This window comes from Actinobacillus arthritidis (genome assembly GCF_029774155.1).
Taxonomy (GTDB): domain Bacteria; phylum Pseudomonadota; class Gammaproteobacteria; order Enterobacterales; family Pasteurellaceae; genus Actinobacillus; species Actinobacillus arthritidis.
The window spans coordinates 2,099,140-2,114,907 of the sequence record NZ_CP103833.1 but is presented as its reverse complement, the minus strand read 5'-3'; the positions used below and the strand labels follow the sequence as shown (position 1 = coordinate 2,114,907).

Below are 15,768 nucleotides of genomic sequence, written 5' to 3'. Positions count from 1 at the left end.
TTTATCAAATAAGTTTCCAAAAATATTTCTTTTTGATTAAAAAAAAGCCAATTGAAACATCAATTGGCTTTCGATTCAAAATATTACACGTTATTCATTATCTATGCTCGCAACACGTGGAGCTGAATGAACATGGCTCACGGCACTAGAATGTCCGCCAAACCCTTTTCCATAGAAATAATATTTGGATTGTGTCCATTCTGTTACCGTTGCCATTTCTAACACTCTATCCGGTGCAGAAGCGACCGTCATTGCTGACTTAGTATGTGCTACACGAGAAAATGTACCCAAATTACCATTAAAACTGTACTCACTTTGGTAATTTGATACCGGCACTTTAATTACTCCTACATTAAGACCTTCAACAGCAGGCGCTTGTGTTGCTTTAGCTTGGTATTTTTGTACTCGTTCATTCTTTTCTTTAACAAGATCACGATCAGAATGTTGTGACACAAAGCCACCTAGCGGAGCAACATGTTTTGCCATTGCTTTTTCAACTAATTGCTCATCCGCTTGTTCACTTTCTTCAGTGTGATGATGTAAACGCTCTTTATTTTCTTTCACTAAATCACGATCGGAAGATTGTTTAATAAAGCCGACAATCGGTGCAACAGAACTTGCATTATCCTCAATATTCATTTCGATAGCAGGTTCAGTTACCGCCTCGCTAGTTTGTTGTTCGAGCATTTCATCTACGGATAAGAAACGTGGTTTTTCTTCCGCTTTGCTATTCGGTTTGTTAGTTGATACCGGTTCGCTAAATTTTACCCAAATCTTACCGCTTGCCATTTCCGGAGAAGCAACTGTCGCCGCTAAAGGCATTGCCGCAACCGCGTTCTCTTTACGATTATTGTTTTCACGGCGACGTTGGTTACCAACACGAAGATGACGAGGAAGACGACGTTGACGCCCGTTTTCACGTACGTCTTGGCGATCTTCAGCCACTAACGGTTGTTCAGATTGTGTAATAAGCGGTTGAATTTGCTCTACAGTTTGCACTTTTTCTTCCACGACTTGAGCAGTAACAGCCGTATTTTCCACGTTATCCACACGCACTTTTTTACGTAAATCACGACGCTGTCGACGCTCCGTCACTGCGTTTTCTTTATTGTTTGAACGTGATTCCGTTTGAGCCTCTTGCCCACCAGCCACTTCTTCAACCACTTGGCGACGTGCTTTTTTCGCTTCCACACGTTCTTGATTACGTTCCTGACGTTGTGCTTTTTGCTCTTCCTGTTGCTTGCGTCTGTTTACGCTCTTGGCGTTCCGTACGATTTGGTCGTTCGCGACGATTACGGCGATCACGTTGGTTGCGAGATTTCGGCTTCGGTTTCTCTTCAACTTGTTCTTCCGCGGCAAAGAAACTTTTCACCTTAGCAATCAAACGGCTAAGTAATGACGGTTTAGCCGGCTCCACCGGCGTCGGAGCCGGTTGAAGATTTAGCTCACTACTTTGTAATACAGATTCGACCGTAATTACCGGTTCATTACGTGTCACTAATGCTTCTTCTGAAACCGTATGAATATTCATTTGAGCATCGTCTTCGTGAGTATGATAGTGCTTCGCTAAATCGTAGCTAAGTGTTGGTAACACTTCATTTTCACGTAAACGATATACACTGAAATGTGGTGTTTCCATACTCTCGGTCGGTACCACAATCACTTGTACATCGTGACGTTTTTCGATACTTGAAATTGCTTTACGTTTTTCATTGAGTAAGTAAGACGCAATTTGTACCGGCACGATAGTATGAACTTGTGCAGTATTTTCTTTAATTGCCTCTTCTTCTAATAAGCGTAAAATTGAAAGTGCAATCGATTCGTTATCACGCACTTTACCCGTACCTTGACAGCGAGGGCAAACGTGGCTTGATGCTTCGCTGAGTGATGGACTTAAACGCTGACGGCTCATTTCTAATAAACCGAAACGTGAAATACGACCGAACTGAATACGTGCACGGTCTTGGCGTGTCGCTTCACGGATACGGTTTTCCACTTCACGTTGGTGGCGCACCGGAGTCATATCGATAAAGTCGATGACAATCAAACCACCTAAGTCACGTAAACGTAATTGACGTGCAATTTCATCCGCCGCTTCTAAGTTGGTATTTAACGCAGTCTCTTCGATATCGCCACCACGGGTTGAGCGTGATGAGTTAATATCAATCGCCGTTAATGCTTCAGTTACGTCAATCACGATTGAACCGCCTGACGGTAAACGCACTTCACGTTGGAACGCCGATTCGATTTGTGATTCGATTTGATAATGACTGAATAACGGTACTTCACCTTCATATAAACGCACACGATTGATGAAATCTGGACGCACTAGACGAATATGGTTTTTCGCTTTTTCGAAGATTTTTTTGTTATCAATTAAGATTTCACCGATATCACGGCGGAGATAATCACGGATCGCACGAACAATCACATCACTTTCTTGATGGATAAGGAATGGAGCCGGACGAGATTCCGCCGCTTTTTTAATTGCTTCCCAATGGTGTAACAACACTTTTAAGTCCCATTGAAGCTCTTCTGGCGATTTGCCTACGCCAGCGGTACGCACGATTAAACCGACATCTTCTGGCACATCTAAGCAATCTAACGCTTCTTTTAACTCTAAACGCTCATCACCTTCGATACGGCGAGAGATCCCGCCGGCACGTGGATTATTCGGCATTAAAACTAAATAGCTACCGGCAAGCGAGATAAAAGTGGTCAACGCAAGCACCTTTATTACCACGTTCTTCTTTATTCACCTGTACGATAACTTCTTGCCCTTCTTTGATAATATCTTTGATATTCGGGCGACCGTTGAATACATAATCCGCTGGGAAGTATTCACGTGAGATTTCTTTTAAAGGAAGGAAACCGTGACGTTCTGCACCGTAATCAACGAAAGCGGCTTCAAGACTTGGCTCAACACGGGCGATTTTCCCCTTGTAGATATTCGATTTTTTTTGCTCGTGTCCTGGGCTTTCGATATCTAAATCGAACAAACGTTGCCCATCAACGAGTGCAACTCGCAACTCTTCTTTTTGAGTCGCATTGATTAACATTCTTTTCATTGTGTTTTCTCATTATTCATTTTTTACTTTTAAATTACCGCCCGATTCAATTTACTTTTGGGTGTAAATTACACGACTAAATGAAATCCTTTATATAAAACGGAATACCTTTGTATTCCTTAACGGATTAGGGGCAGTCTCCCGACTGTCTAAAGCAAATTAAAATCGGAGGGTGTAATAAGCGATATTTTTTGTCTTACGTTGCATCTTCTTGTCTCGAATTAACCGCAAAATCAATCACTTAGGCTTGCAATTTAGATTATCAACAAGCGGTACTTTTTTGCTTATTTGTTACAAATAAACTGGCAATTTTGCCAGACAAAAAAGCGTTTTATTATCGCATTTTCATACTGTTATAAGCAAGGCAAATATCATAACCTATGCAAGATAAAAAATCTGAAATGGATTGCAATTTATACTGATTTTGCTATTTTTAGCTATAATTTTCTCTCTCTTATCAAGGCACTTTTATGAATAAAACAGCACTTAGCCTATTAATTGCCGCAACATTAATGCTTACAGCTTGCGATGATAAAAACAACCAAGCATTAACCGAAAAATTGCAACAAGCGGAGCAAACAATTACGCAATTAAATCAGCAAATTACAGACTCTCAACAAAAATTGACCGCATTACAACAAACCGTAGTGGAAAAATCGAATATTCCTCAAACGATTCCAGCCCTAAATGCCGAAATTTATCCGTTTTTTGCCAAACAAGAACGCATCAAATTTAAGCCGCAAGCCGATCAAGAACAAGCAATTATGTCGGCAGAGCAATACTATTTTGTTAGCTTGGCAAAGACCGGTTTTGATTGGTTGGATAATTTATTGGCGAAACAAGTATTAATTACTTATCAACCGGTAACTGCCGATGCCAATAGTAAAATTGATCGCAATGCAATAAATGGTGATGAGTTAAGCCAATTAAAAACTGTATTGGAACAAGATTATCAGGAAAATTTGGCAACTTTAAAAGAAGGGGAAACCTTAGGTATTACCCAAACGGCGGAGACGATTTATTTAGGACAACGCCATAATATCGTAACCTTTTTCCAAAACTATGATGAATACAGCGGCGGCGCACATAATAACTACCACACCAAATATTTTAATATCGATGTAAATAAAAAACGTATTATTTTACTGGATGACCTACTCTCTCCAGCAAAACAAGTGGAACTCTCTGCGATTTTGTGGAGTCATTACGAACAGCGTAACGAACCGGATGCAAACGGCAAATACAGCACCTTTACCCCGAAACAAGACTTTTATGTTTCGGAAGATTTCTTATTTACCGATGATGGGGTGAAATTTATTTATCCGCCGTATGCATTAGGCCCATTCGCTGAAGGTGAAATCAGCCTGACCGTACCTTGGTACGAAATCAATCAGTTACTCAATACGGAATATCAACGTAAGTCTAAAGATGGCTATGATTTAGCACCAGATCATATCCAAGCTGAAAATGAGTAATTAAGCCATACGAGCAAGCGGTTAAATTTGCAGAAAATTTTGCAAATTTAACCGCTTGTCTTTACTCTTGTTACAATTAAAATATCGTTATTCAAACCTATGAGAATCCTGATATGACCAAAGATCCCTTCGCTGAATATATCCGCCATCTTGAACCTTCTAAACGAGAGAAAAGCTATGCTTGGCAAACCGCTATTGGTTTACAAGATGTCGACGGACTAAAGCCTTCAGCTTATTTACGAGAGACGGCAATTAAACATATTGAAGGCGAAATCTCGTTTGAAATGGCAGAACAGTGGATCGAAGGTTATTACCAAGCAAATCCGACAAAAGAAATTGAAAATCGTACTGAAGAAGCGGATAAAGTTTCGGTACGCATTGCCAAATTGCTCTCTGAGCCAGCTTTTTCATTTAATACGAATCAATATTTAGCCATTCACAAATATCTGTTTCAGGATATTTATCCACACGCCGGACAATTGCGAACTTATAACATCACGAAAAAAGAGTGGGTATTAGACGGCGCAACAGTAACTTACGGCATGGCTTCTGAATTGTTGACAACCTTAGAATACGATTTAGCTCAAGAACGTAAATTCAGCTATAAAGGGCTATCAATCGACCAAATTATCGAACATTTAGCACAATTTATCGCACAATTATGGCAAATTCACTGCTTTGAAGAAGGAAATACCAGAACTACCGCCGTATTCTTTATCAAATATCTTCACACTTTAGGCTTCAATGCAACCAATGATATTTTTGCCGAAAATGCGTGGTATTTCCGTAATGCCTTGGTACGAGCAAACTATAATAATCTTGCTAAAGGCATTTATGAAAACACGGAATTTCTCGTACGTTTTATCCGTAATTTATTACTTGAAGAAAAAAATGAACTGAGTAATCGATTATTACATATAGATAATAAAGCGTGATAAGAGAGGGGACATATCGTCCCCTTACTTATTTTACCTGCTCAAACAGCGGCTTCATCACTTTTTCTTCTTGATAAATGCGAATACCTAACACAACAAGGTAAATCGGGAATAAATACATCAGTGTGTTCCACGCATGACAAAGCAATACCACACCAATCAGTTCCGGAATGATATTTAGGAAATAGTTAGGGTGTTTAATCGTTCTGAATAAGGTTGAAGTGTTAATTTTATGGTTTGGCAAAATATAGAGTTTCACCGTCCAAATTTCTTTTAATTCATTGATCACCCAAAAGAGCGCAATATAGGCGAAAAATAAAGTAACTGTGCCGATCGTGCTGAGATAGTCCCAATGATGGGCAAAATAATTCGCTTCAAACAACGCAGAAAAATAGAACAGGACATGCACAATAGATAATAGTTTTGAATTTTTACTGCCGTGTTGCGTAGCACCTTTTTGGATAAGCGCTTTCTCATTTCTAATCGAAATGCTCAAACTATACAAACGGACAATAAAAAAGCTAACAAAGGTAAGATTTACCAGTAACATAAGTTCTCCTTTAATAAAAAGTAATAAAAAATAAAAATTGAATACGGCAAAAGTTGCTGAAATAAGCTGTTTTTATTCGGTAAATTTTTAAGGAAATTTAACCGCTTGCTCTTGTGATTTTCAGCGAACTTTTCACCGTATTGCTAAAGTTATAGCCCTAATTGCTCCCAAATTTCATCAACACGTTTAACCACATTCGGATCTTTTTTAATCGGTGTACCCCATTCACGGTTGGTTTCGCCCGGCCATTTATTGGTTGCATCAATCCCCATTTTTGAGCCTAAGCCCGCTATCGGTGAAGCGAAATCCAGGTAATCAATCGGTGTATGATCAATTAAGGTGGTATCTCGGCTTGGGTCACAACGTGTGGTAATCGCCCAAATTACGTCTTTCCAATCTCTTGCGTTTACATCGTCATCACAGACAATCACAAATTTGGTGTACATAAATTGACGGAGGAACGACCACACGCCCATCATCACTCGTTTTGCATGCCCGGCATATTGTTTTTTAATCGTCACCACTGCAAGGCGATAAGAACATCCTTCCGGCGGTAGATAGAAGTCCACGATTTCCGGAAATTGCTTTTGCAAAATCGGAATAAATACTTCGTTTAAAGCTTCACCAAGGACTGCCGGCTCATCCGGCGGACGACCGGTGTAAGTCGAATGATAAATCGCATCACGACGCATGGTGATATGCGTCACAGTAAATACCGGAAAATACTCTTGTTCATTGTAATAGCCGGTATGATCGCCGTACGGGCCTTCCAATGCCGTTTCATTCGGGTCAATATAACCCTCCAACACAATTTCTGCACTTGCCGGCACTTCTAAATCATTACTAATGGACTTAGTTACCTCGGTTTTCTGACCGCGTAATAAACCGGCGAACGCATATTCCGATAAGGTATCGGGAATCGGTGTGACCGTCGCTAAAATAGTTGCCGGATCGGCACCGATAGCCACCGAAACCGGAAACGGTTTATCCGGATTAGCTTCCTTCCATTCATGGAAATCCAACGCACCGCCACGATGCGATAACCAACGCATAATTAGCTTGTTCTTGCCGATCAGCTGTTGGCGATAAATCCCAAGATTTTGGCGTTTTTTATAAGGCCCTTGGGTAATGGTTAATCCCCAAGTAACGAGCGGTGCAACATCACCTTCGTGGCAATGCATAATCGGTAATTTATACAAATCAACCTCATCACCACTCAATACCACTTGTTGACAATCCGCTTTACCCAATACCTTACTTGGCATATTCAACACTTGTTTCCATTGCGGTAATTGTCCGATAAGCTCTTTAAAACCTTTCGGCGGCTCTGGCTCTTTAAGAAACGCTAATAATTTGCCGAGTTCTCGCAAAGCTTGCGTATCTTCTTGCCCCATACCTAACGCAACACGTTTCGGTGTGCCGAACAAATTACACAGTACCGGCATTTGGTAGCCTTTTGGGTTTTCAAATAAAATCGCCGGTCCGCCCTTGCGTAACGTGCGATCGGAAATTTCCGCCATTTCAAGATAAGGATCGATCTCTTGCTTAACTCGCACTAATTCACCTTGACTTTCCAATAGCGTTAAAAATTCACGTAAATCTTTATATTTCATATTGGTAAAAAATTAGAAAAATCTGACCGCTAGTATATAGAAAACAACAAATGAAAAATACCCATAAAAAAATTATGAAAACCTAAGGAAGTTTGATAGAATTTCCCAACTTTAATCTCAAAGGAGAATATTATGTTTAAGAAAACCGCTTTAGCATTAGCTATGCTAGGCACAACCGCAGTCGCAAATGCAGATGTACTGACTACCGTCAAACCATTAGGCTTTATCGCAAGTGCAATCACAGAAGGCGTGACAGAGAGCAAGGTATTATTGCCTGTGACCGCATCTCCGCACGATTACAGCTTAAAACCGTCTGATGTAGAACAGTTAAAATCTGCTCAACTTGTGGTGTGGGTCGGTGAAGATTTAGAAACGTTTTTAGAAAAAAGTATTGATAAATTACCGAAAGAGAAGGTGCTTAGTTTAGATGATGTACCGGCAATTAAAGCGATTGTGGATGCGACAGAAAAACATGATGATGATCATGATGACGATGAAAAACATGAACATGATCACGACCATAAGCATGAACACGGTCATAAACACGAACATCACGATCACAAACATGAGCATCATGAACACGCTCACGAAGGCCATGATCATCACCATGATCACGAAGGGCACAACCATGATAAAGACTGGCACATTTGGTTCTCGCCTGAAGCAAGCCTTGCTCGCAGACAGAACAGATCGCAGAACGCCTAAGCGTACAATTACCGGAGCAAAAAGCGAAGATTGCAGAAAATCTTGCAACATTTAAAGCAAATTTAACCGCTAAAAATGAACAAATCCGTAATCAATTGTCACAAGTAAAAGGTAAAGGTTATTATACTTTCCATGATGCTTACGGCTATTTTGAACGTGCTTACGGCTTAAATTCATTAGGTTCATTTACGATTAACCCAAGTGTAGCACCCGGTGCGAAAACATTAAGCGTGATTAAGAAAAATATCGCTGAACACAAAGCACAATGCTTATTTGCCGAACCTCAATTCACACCGAAAGTGATTGAAATCCTCAGCAAAGGTACGCAAGTTAAAGTGGGACAATTAGATCCATTAGGCGCGAAAATCGCATTAAGCCAGACCGCTTATCCGCAATTCTTACAAGCGATTGCCGATGAATTTAGTCAATGTTTGAAATAAGCGAAAGATAAAAAATAAGCGGTGGAATTTGCAAAATTTTCTGCAAATTCCACCGCTTTTCATTTGATATAAATATTATGAAATCACACGCGCTTTAATAGTCCCGTCAATTTGTTGCAAGCGTTCTAATGCTTCGCTCGCATCGTCCAATTCCACATCAATGACTACATAACCGATATTCGGATCCGTTTGTAGATACTGACCGGCGATATTCACGTTACCATCTACGAATACTTGGTTGATCTTATTCAAAATACCCGGGCGGTTTTCATGAATATGTAATAAGCGTTTCGCATTGCTATGCAGAATCGGTAATGATACTTCAGGGAAGTTAACCGCTGAAAGGGTTGAACCATTATCCGCATATTTCACGAATTTATTTGCCACTTCGGTCCCGATATTCGCTTGCGCTTCTGCAGTTGATCCACCGATATGCGGTGTCAAAATGACATTATCGAATTGGCATAGCGGTGATTCAAACGGATCATTAATTGAAGCAGGTTCTTCTGGGAATACGTCAATCGCCGCACCACGTAATGTACCTTGTGCTAAACGCTCGGCTAACGCATCAATATCCACTACCGTACCACGTGCTCGCATTAATTAATACTGAATCATATTTTAATTGTGCAATACGTGCTCGCATTCATTAAGTTTTTGGTTGACGCATTTTCCGGTACATGCAACGAAATCGCATCACAACTAGACAGTAGCTCATCTAGGCTAGCAATTTGCTGTGCGTTACCTAACGGCAGTTTATTTTCAATATCATAGAAATACACTTGCATACCGATAGATTCCGCCATTACGCTTAATTGCGAACCGATATGACCGTAACCCACAATCCCTAATTTTTTACCACGTACTTCATTTGAACCGGTCGCAGATTTATTCCATACGCCACGATGTACTTCGGCATTTGCTTTCGGCACTTGACGCATCAAAAGAATAATTTCCGCTAACACTAATTCCGCCACCGAACGGGTATTTGAGAACGGAGCATTAAACACCGGGATACCAAGACGTTTTGCTTCTTTTAAATCAACTTGGTTAGTCCCGATACAGAAACAGCCGATAGATACGAGGTTTTTAGCGTGAGATAAAACTTCTTTAGTCAGGTAAGTACGAGAACGTAATCCGACAAAATGCGCATCTTTGATCGCATTAATTAAGTCATCGCCGTCTAACGCTTTTTTATGATATTCAATATTAGTATAACCGGCGCGTGTAAAGTATCTAACGCATTTTGATGCACGCCTTCTAATAAGAGAAATTTGATTTGAGATTTATCAATAGGATTTGTCATTTTAGGTCCTTATGTGTTGTGTTTGCTTGTACTTTTATCACATCGCCTAACTAAACACACGGAATATTTTTTAATTTAACAGAACTTATTATTATAAGTTTTGTTATGCCATTCCGTGTGTTAAAGAATACGATTATTCAATAATTTTCGCACCTTCAGGTGTGCCGACAATGGCGACATTGGCATAACGTTGAGCAAAAATCCCATTTGTGACAACACCGGCGATATTATTAATGGTATGTTCCATTTTTAATGGCTCAAGAATTTGGAAATTGTGTACATCCAAAATAACATTACCATTATCAGTCACTACGCCTTCACGATATTCCGGTGAACCGCCTAACGCTACTAATTGGCGAGCAACGTAAGAACGAGCCATTGGAATCACTTCTACCGGTAATGGGAAGGTTGTGCCTAGTACATCCACTTGTTTTGAGCTATCCACGATACAAACAAATTTTTTCGCCAGCGAGCTAACGATTTTCTCACGGGTTAAAGCAAGCACCACCGCCTTTAATCATTGCACCTTGAGGGGTTATTTCATCAGCACCGTCAATATACACATCTAATTCAGTCACTTCATTTGCATTAAAGACTTCAATCCCAATCGCACGTAAACGTTCTTCCGAAGCCTTTGAAGTCGCTACTGCACCTTTAATATCATCTTTCATTGAAGCTAACGCATCAATAAAGCAGTTTACGGTCGAACCGCTACCAACACCTACGATAGTATCCGGTTTGACAAACTGAAGTGCGGCTTGAGCAACAATTTTTTTCATTTCTTGTTGGTTCATAGTGAATCCTTTTTATAAGTATTATATTCAGATAAGAGTAAGACGCTATACAGGCTTTCCCGGCAAGTAATACCACAGAAACCATTATAAGAAAAGCGGTCGAGTTTCCGCAAATTTTTGCAAAAATTCAACCGCTTGTCATTAGTTAGTTATTTTTAACCGCTTCAACGATTTCTTCCGCACAGCTTTGTGCCAATGCACCGTCTTCACATTCCACCATTACACGAATTAATGGCTCTGTACCAGATTTACGTAACAGAATACGTCCTTTGCCGGCTAAACGTTTTTCTACATCTGTCGCAACCGCTTTTACCGCATCACTCTCTAATGGATTTTTACCGCCTTCAAAACGTACATTAATGAGTACCTGCGGGAATAATGGCACAGCACGTGCTAAATCATTTAAACTCATTTTATGTGCTTCCATCGCCGCAAGCACTTCAAGTGAAGCGATAATACCGTCACCAGTCGTATTTTTATCTAACACGATAATATGACCTGAGTTTTCACCGCCTAATTTCCAGCCTTTTTCTTTTAATTGTTCAAGGACGTAACGGTCACCAACATTCGCACGAGTAAATGGAATCGCTAAGTGTTTTAATGCCACTTCTAAGCCCATATTACTCATTAACGTACCGACTACACCGCCGTGTAATTTGCCTGAACGTAATGCTTCACGTGCAATAATAAACAGAATTTGGTCGCCATCTACTTTATTCCCTAAATGATCCACCATCATAATACGGTCGCCATCACCGTCATAAGCAAGACCGACATCCGCACCTGATTCAACCACGACTTTTTGTAATGCTTTAATATCGGTTGCACCACATTTTTCATTGATATTTAAACCGTCCGGCTTCGTGCCGATTTCAATCACTTCAGCACCTAGTTCACGCATTACATTAGGTGCGATGTGATAAGTTGCACCGTTTGCACAATCCACTACGATTTTATAGCCTTTTAAACTCGCATTTGCTGGGAATGTGCCTTTACAGAATTCGATATAACGACCGGTCGCATCATTGATTCGAGTCGCTTTACCTAATTGTGCCGATTCAACGCAATCCATCGGTTGATCTAAAAGTGCTTCAATCGCTTCTTCAACTTCATCCGGTAATTTTTCCCCAACATTTGAGAAGAATTTAATACCATTATCGTAATATGGGTTATGTGATGCAGAAATCACAATACCTGCTTCAGCACGGAAAGTACGGGTAAGATAAGCAATTGCAGGCGTTGGCATTGGACCGACAAATGCAACTGACAAACCAGCCGCAAGACCGGCTTCTAATGCGGATTCCAACATATAACCGGAAATACGTGTATCTTTACCGATTAAAACTTGTTTAGTCCCCTGTGTTGCAAGAATTTTACCTGTCGCCCAACCTAATTTTAAGGCAAAATCAGGTGTGATAGGGAATTGACCGACTTTACCACGGACTCCATCCGTACCAAAATATTTACGCTCTGCCATTGTTTTATATCCTTTAAAAGAAAAATGAAAACTGCCAACGAAGCAGTCATTCTAATCAATAATTCTGACTACTATTTTAGAAAATATTGATATGCCGGGCTATCCGTTACATTTTGATAACGATATCCCAATTGATCCAAATGTTGATTAAGACGAGATACGTCATTTTCAGCTAGCGTGAATGCTGCAAGAATATCGCCATAATCGGCACCATGTGCACGATAATGGAATAAAGAAATATCCCAATCGGTTAATGTTTGTAAGAATTTTAATAATGCCCCTTTTTGTTCAGGGAACTCAAAACTATAAAGTTGCTCGTGGCTAACTGTTGATGGACGACCACCTACCATATAGCGAATATGTGTTTTTGCAATATCATCATCGGAAAGATCGGTGACATCATAACCATGCTCGCTGTAAATCTCGAATAATCTCTACCTTTTCCGCACTACCGCTAATACGCACGCCGACAAAAATACACGCTTTATGATCATCAGAATGACGATAATTAAATTCGGTTACTGCTCGATTACCTAAAATTTCACAGAATTTTAAGAAACTGCCCTTTTGCTCCGGAATGGTTACCGCTAATAAGGCTTCGTGTTTCTCACCGATTTCACAACGTTCCGAAACATAACGTAACGTATGGAAATTTAAATTCGCACCTGAAAGCACGCAAGCAAAGTTTTTACCTTCAATCTGATGCTCTTTGATATATTTCTTTAAGCCGGCTAATGAAGTCGCCCCAGAAGGCTCTGCTACTGCACGTACATTTTCAAAAATATCCTTCATTGCGGCACAAATTTGATCATTATCGACCAATACCACTTCATCAATATATTGCTGACATAAGAGGAAAGTTTCATCACCAATACGTCTGACCGCAATCCCGTCTGCAAATAAACCGACACGCTCCAAATTATCCGGTTTGCCCACTTTCAATGCGTGTTTTAAGCAAGCTGAATCCTTAGATTCAACACCAATCACTTTCACATTCGGTAAAACCTGTTTAATCAATACCGCAATACCAGCGCCTAAACCACCACCACCGACCGGCACAAACACATAATCCAAATCAGAACGTTGCTGTACTAATTCCATACCGATTGTGCCTTGACCAGCAATTACCATTGGGTGATCAAACGGTGGTACAAAAGTCATACCAAGTTCTTCGGCAAGTTCCAATGCTTTCGCTTTTGCTTCATCAAAATTAGCACCAAATAATAACGCCTCACCACCGAATCCTCTTACTGCATCCACTTTAATTGCCGGTGTATTTTGTGGCATTACGATCAAGGCACGAAGTCCTAAATGTTTTGCCGAAAGTGCAACACCTTGAGCGTGATTTCCTGCTGATGCGGTAATAACGCCTGCCGCTTTTTGACTGGCTGAAAGATTTGAGATCATCGCAAACGCACCACGTAATTTGAAACTGTGTACTGGTTGGCGATCTTCACGTTTGATAAAAATTTGATTACCTAGACGCTCAGAAAGTTTTTCCATTTTTTGGAGTGGTGTGACTTGTGCAAGATCATAGATATTTGAACTTAAGATAGCACGGAGATAATCTGTGCCGGATTGAATGGTTGGATTGCTCATAACACTGCTCTGTATTTTATTATATTTTGACTATCGGCGTATTGAGAGGTACGTCAGTTTGATTTGAAAAAAACTAAAAAGGCACAAGCGATAACCGCTTGCGCCAATAAGAAATTAATTAAATTAGTGGTGACCACCGCAACCGCGTACGCCGTGATCGTGATGATGGTGGTGATGTTCGTGATCATGATCGTGACCGCCACATCCGCAACCGCCTTCCTCACCGTGACCACCACAGCAACCGCCGTGTTCGTGACCTGAATGAATATGACCGTGTGCGATTTCTTCTAGTGTCGCTTCACGTGTTGCAACCACTTCAACAGAGAAAAGTAATTCTTGACCTGCTAACATATGGTTACCGTCTACCACAACTTCATCACCGTCAACTTCAGTAATAACTACCGGTAATGGACCTAAATCCGTATCAGCGATAAAACGCATACCGACTTCTAACTCATCAACGCCCATAAATACATCTTTTGGTACACGTTGAACCATATTTTCGTTGTATTCGCCGTAACCTTCTTCCGGTTTAACGCGAACTTCAAAAACATCACCAACTGCTTTGCCTTCAAGTGCTTTTTCTAAACCTTCAACAAGATTGTTATGACCATGTAAATATTCTAACGGCTGGTTTACCGGTGCTTCATCAACTAACACGCCATCTTGCGTACGAACTTGATAAGCAATGCTTGGAACAACATTTTTTGCGATTTTCATTAAAGATTCCTTTTTTATATATTTAGGTAAAAATACGATTTATTGTAGCGGTTTATCACAGAATTGCAAAGGTTTGCAAAAATATAGAAATAAAATGACCGCTTAGTTAGAACAAGCGGTCTGATTTCACACGAAATGTACAAAATTAATCGGTAATATCCGGTGTAACCGTATCAACTACATCAACAGCCGTCCCAACAACACCACTCACAACCGAAGTGACTAAACAGCCGCTTAATAGACCACAGCCTACAGTAAGCGCCAAAAGTTTAAGTAACGATTTCATATTTATCCTATATCTCTTATAAACAAAATGCGGCGCTACCGAAATAGCGCCGCATAATTATACGATACTAAAGCTTATTTTTCTTCAGCAATAAAACGATATACTAATGCACCGATAATCGCACCTAAAATTGGTGCAACCCAGAATAACCATAATTGTTCAATCGCCCAAGAACCTTGGAATAATGCAACACCGGTTGAACGAGCCGGATTTACCGAAGTATTAGTTACCGGAATTGAAATTAAGTGAATTAACGTTAAACCTAAACCAATCGCAATCGGTGCAAAACCTGCCGGTGCACGTTTGTCGGTTGCACCCATAATGATAATTAAGAAGAATGCGGTTAACACCACTTCAATCACAAGTGCCGCCACCATTGAATAACCGTGAGGTGAGTGTTCTGCAAAACCGTTACTTGCAAAACCAGCCGTAACATCAAAACCTCTTGCGCCCGAAGCAATCGTATATAACACTGTTGCTGCCGCAATCGCACCGACAACTTGTGCCACAATATAAGGCACTAAATCTTTTGCATTAAAACGACCACCTACTAATAAGCCAATCGAAACTGCTGGGTTAAAGTGACCACCTGAAATATGACCTACTGCATAAGCCATGGTTAATACGGTTAAACCAAATGCCAGTGATACGCCTGCATAACCAATACCTAACTCCGGAATACCTGTCGCTAAAACTGCACTACCGTGACCACCAAATACTAACCAAAATGTACCGAAAAACTCGGCGAAATATTTTTTCATTATTGTTGTTTCCTTAAAAATGAAATTAAATGACACAGA

At 40.3% G+C, this 15,768-nt stretch carries 8 protein-coding genes and 5 pseudogenes; 3 read left to right on the top strand and 10 right to left on the bottom strand.

Annotation, left to right across the window (positions count from 1 at the left end; genetic code table 11):
* Positions 1-90: 90 nt before the first annotated feature.
* Positions 91-3,068: pseudogene (gene rne, locus NYR89_RS10130) on the bottom strand (ribonuclease E).
* 470 nt (positions 3,069-3,538) lie between these two features.
* Here rne and NYR89_RS10125 point away from each other — a divergent pair.
* Complete coding sequence (locus NYR89_RS10125) at positions 3,539-4,543, top strand: RsiV family protein (protein WP_279445702.1); 1,005 nt, start codon at positions 3,539-3,541, stop codon at positions 4,541-4,543.
* Positions 4,544-4,656: 113 nt separating this feature from the next.
* Positions 4,657-5,478 carry a Fic family protein gene (locus tag NYR89_RS10120; protein ID WP_279445701.1) on the top strand — a complete coding sequence of 274 codons (822 nt, stop codon included), beginning with the start codon at positions 4,657-4,659 and terminating at the stop codon, positions 5,476-5,478.
* A 28-nt stretch (positions 5,479-5,506) separates the two neighbouring features.
* On the opposite strand, the gene NYR89_RS10115 is transcribed toward NYR89_RS10120, so the two are convergent.
* Together NYR89_RS10115 and ubiD are read right to left on the bottom strand one after the other, a co-directional pair.
* Positions 5,507-6,028 carry an isoprenylcysteine carboxyl methyltransferase family protein gene (locus NYR89_RS10115; RefSeq protein WP_279444309.1) on the bottom strand — a complete coding sequence of 174 codons (522 nt, stop codon included), beginning with the start codon at positions 6,026-6,028 and terminating at the stop codon, positions 5,507-5,509.
* A gap of 149 nt (positions 6,029-6,177) precedes the next feature.
* Positions 6,178-7,641: a 4-hydroxy-3-polyprenylbenzoate decarboxylase gene (gene ubiD / locus NYR89_RS10110; RefSeq protein WP_279445700.1), complete on the bottom strand. Its 1,464-nt coding sequence runs from the start codon at positions 7,639-7,641 to the stop codon at positions 6,178-6,180.
* A gap of 132 nt (positions 7,642-7,773) precedes the next feature.
* Here ubiD and znuA point away from each other — a divergent pair.
* A pseudogene (gene znuA, locus NYR89_RS10105) lies at positions 7,774-8,786 on the top strand (zinc ABC transporter substrate-binding protein ZnuA).
* A gap of 75 nt (positions 8,787-8,861) precedes the next feature.
* Here the strand turns inward: znuA and serA are convergent.
* From serA to aqpZ, 7 genes and pseudogenes are all read right to left on the bottom strand, one after another.
* A pseudogene (serA, locus tag NYR89_RS10100) lies at positions 8,862-10,092 on the bottom strand (phosphoglycerate dehydrogenase).
* Positions 10,093-10,225: 133 nt separating this feature from the next.
* Positions 10,226-10,886 (bottom strand): annotated as a pseudogene (rpiA, locus tag NYR89_RS10095) (ribose-5-phosphate isomerase RpiA).
* A 145-nt stretch (positions 10,887-11,031) separates the two neighbouring features.
* The gene (gene glmM, locus NYR89_RS10090) at positions 11,032-12,363 is read right to left on the bottom strand and encodes a phosphoglucosamine mutase (RefSeq protein WP_279445699.1); all 1,332 of its coding nucleotides are present in this window, start codon (positions 12,361-12,363) and stop codon (positions 11,032-11,034) included.
* Between the two features lie 71 nt (positions 12,364-12,434).
* Positions 12,435-13,962 (bottom strand): annotated as a pseudogene (gene ilvA / locus NYR89_RS10085) (threonine ammonia-lyase, biosynthetic).
* Between the two features lie 123 nt (positions 13,963-14,085).
* Complete coding sequence (gene slyD / locus NYR89_RS10080) at positions 14,086-14,682, bottom strand: peptidylprolyl isomerase (protein ID WP_279445698.1); 597 nt, start codon at positions 14,680-14,682, stop codon at positions 14,086-14,088.
* Positions 14,683-14,827: 145 nt separating this feature from the next.
* Positions 14,828-14,968, bottom strand: a complete 141-nt coding sequence (locus tag NYR89_RS10075) for a hypothetical protein (protein ID WP_164997540.1) — start codon at positions 14,966-14,968, stop codon at positions 14,828-14,830.
* Between the two features lie 74 nt (positions 14,969-15,042).
* A complete protein-coding gene (aqpZ, locus tag NYR89_RS10070) occupies positions 15,043-15,732 on the bottom strand; it encodes an aquaporin Z (RefSeq protein ID WP_279446676.1) in 690 nt (229 codons plus the stop codon).
* Positions 15,733-15,768: the final 36 nt, after the last annotated feature.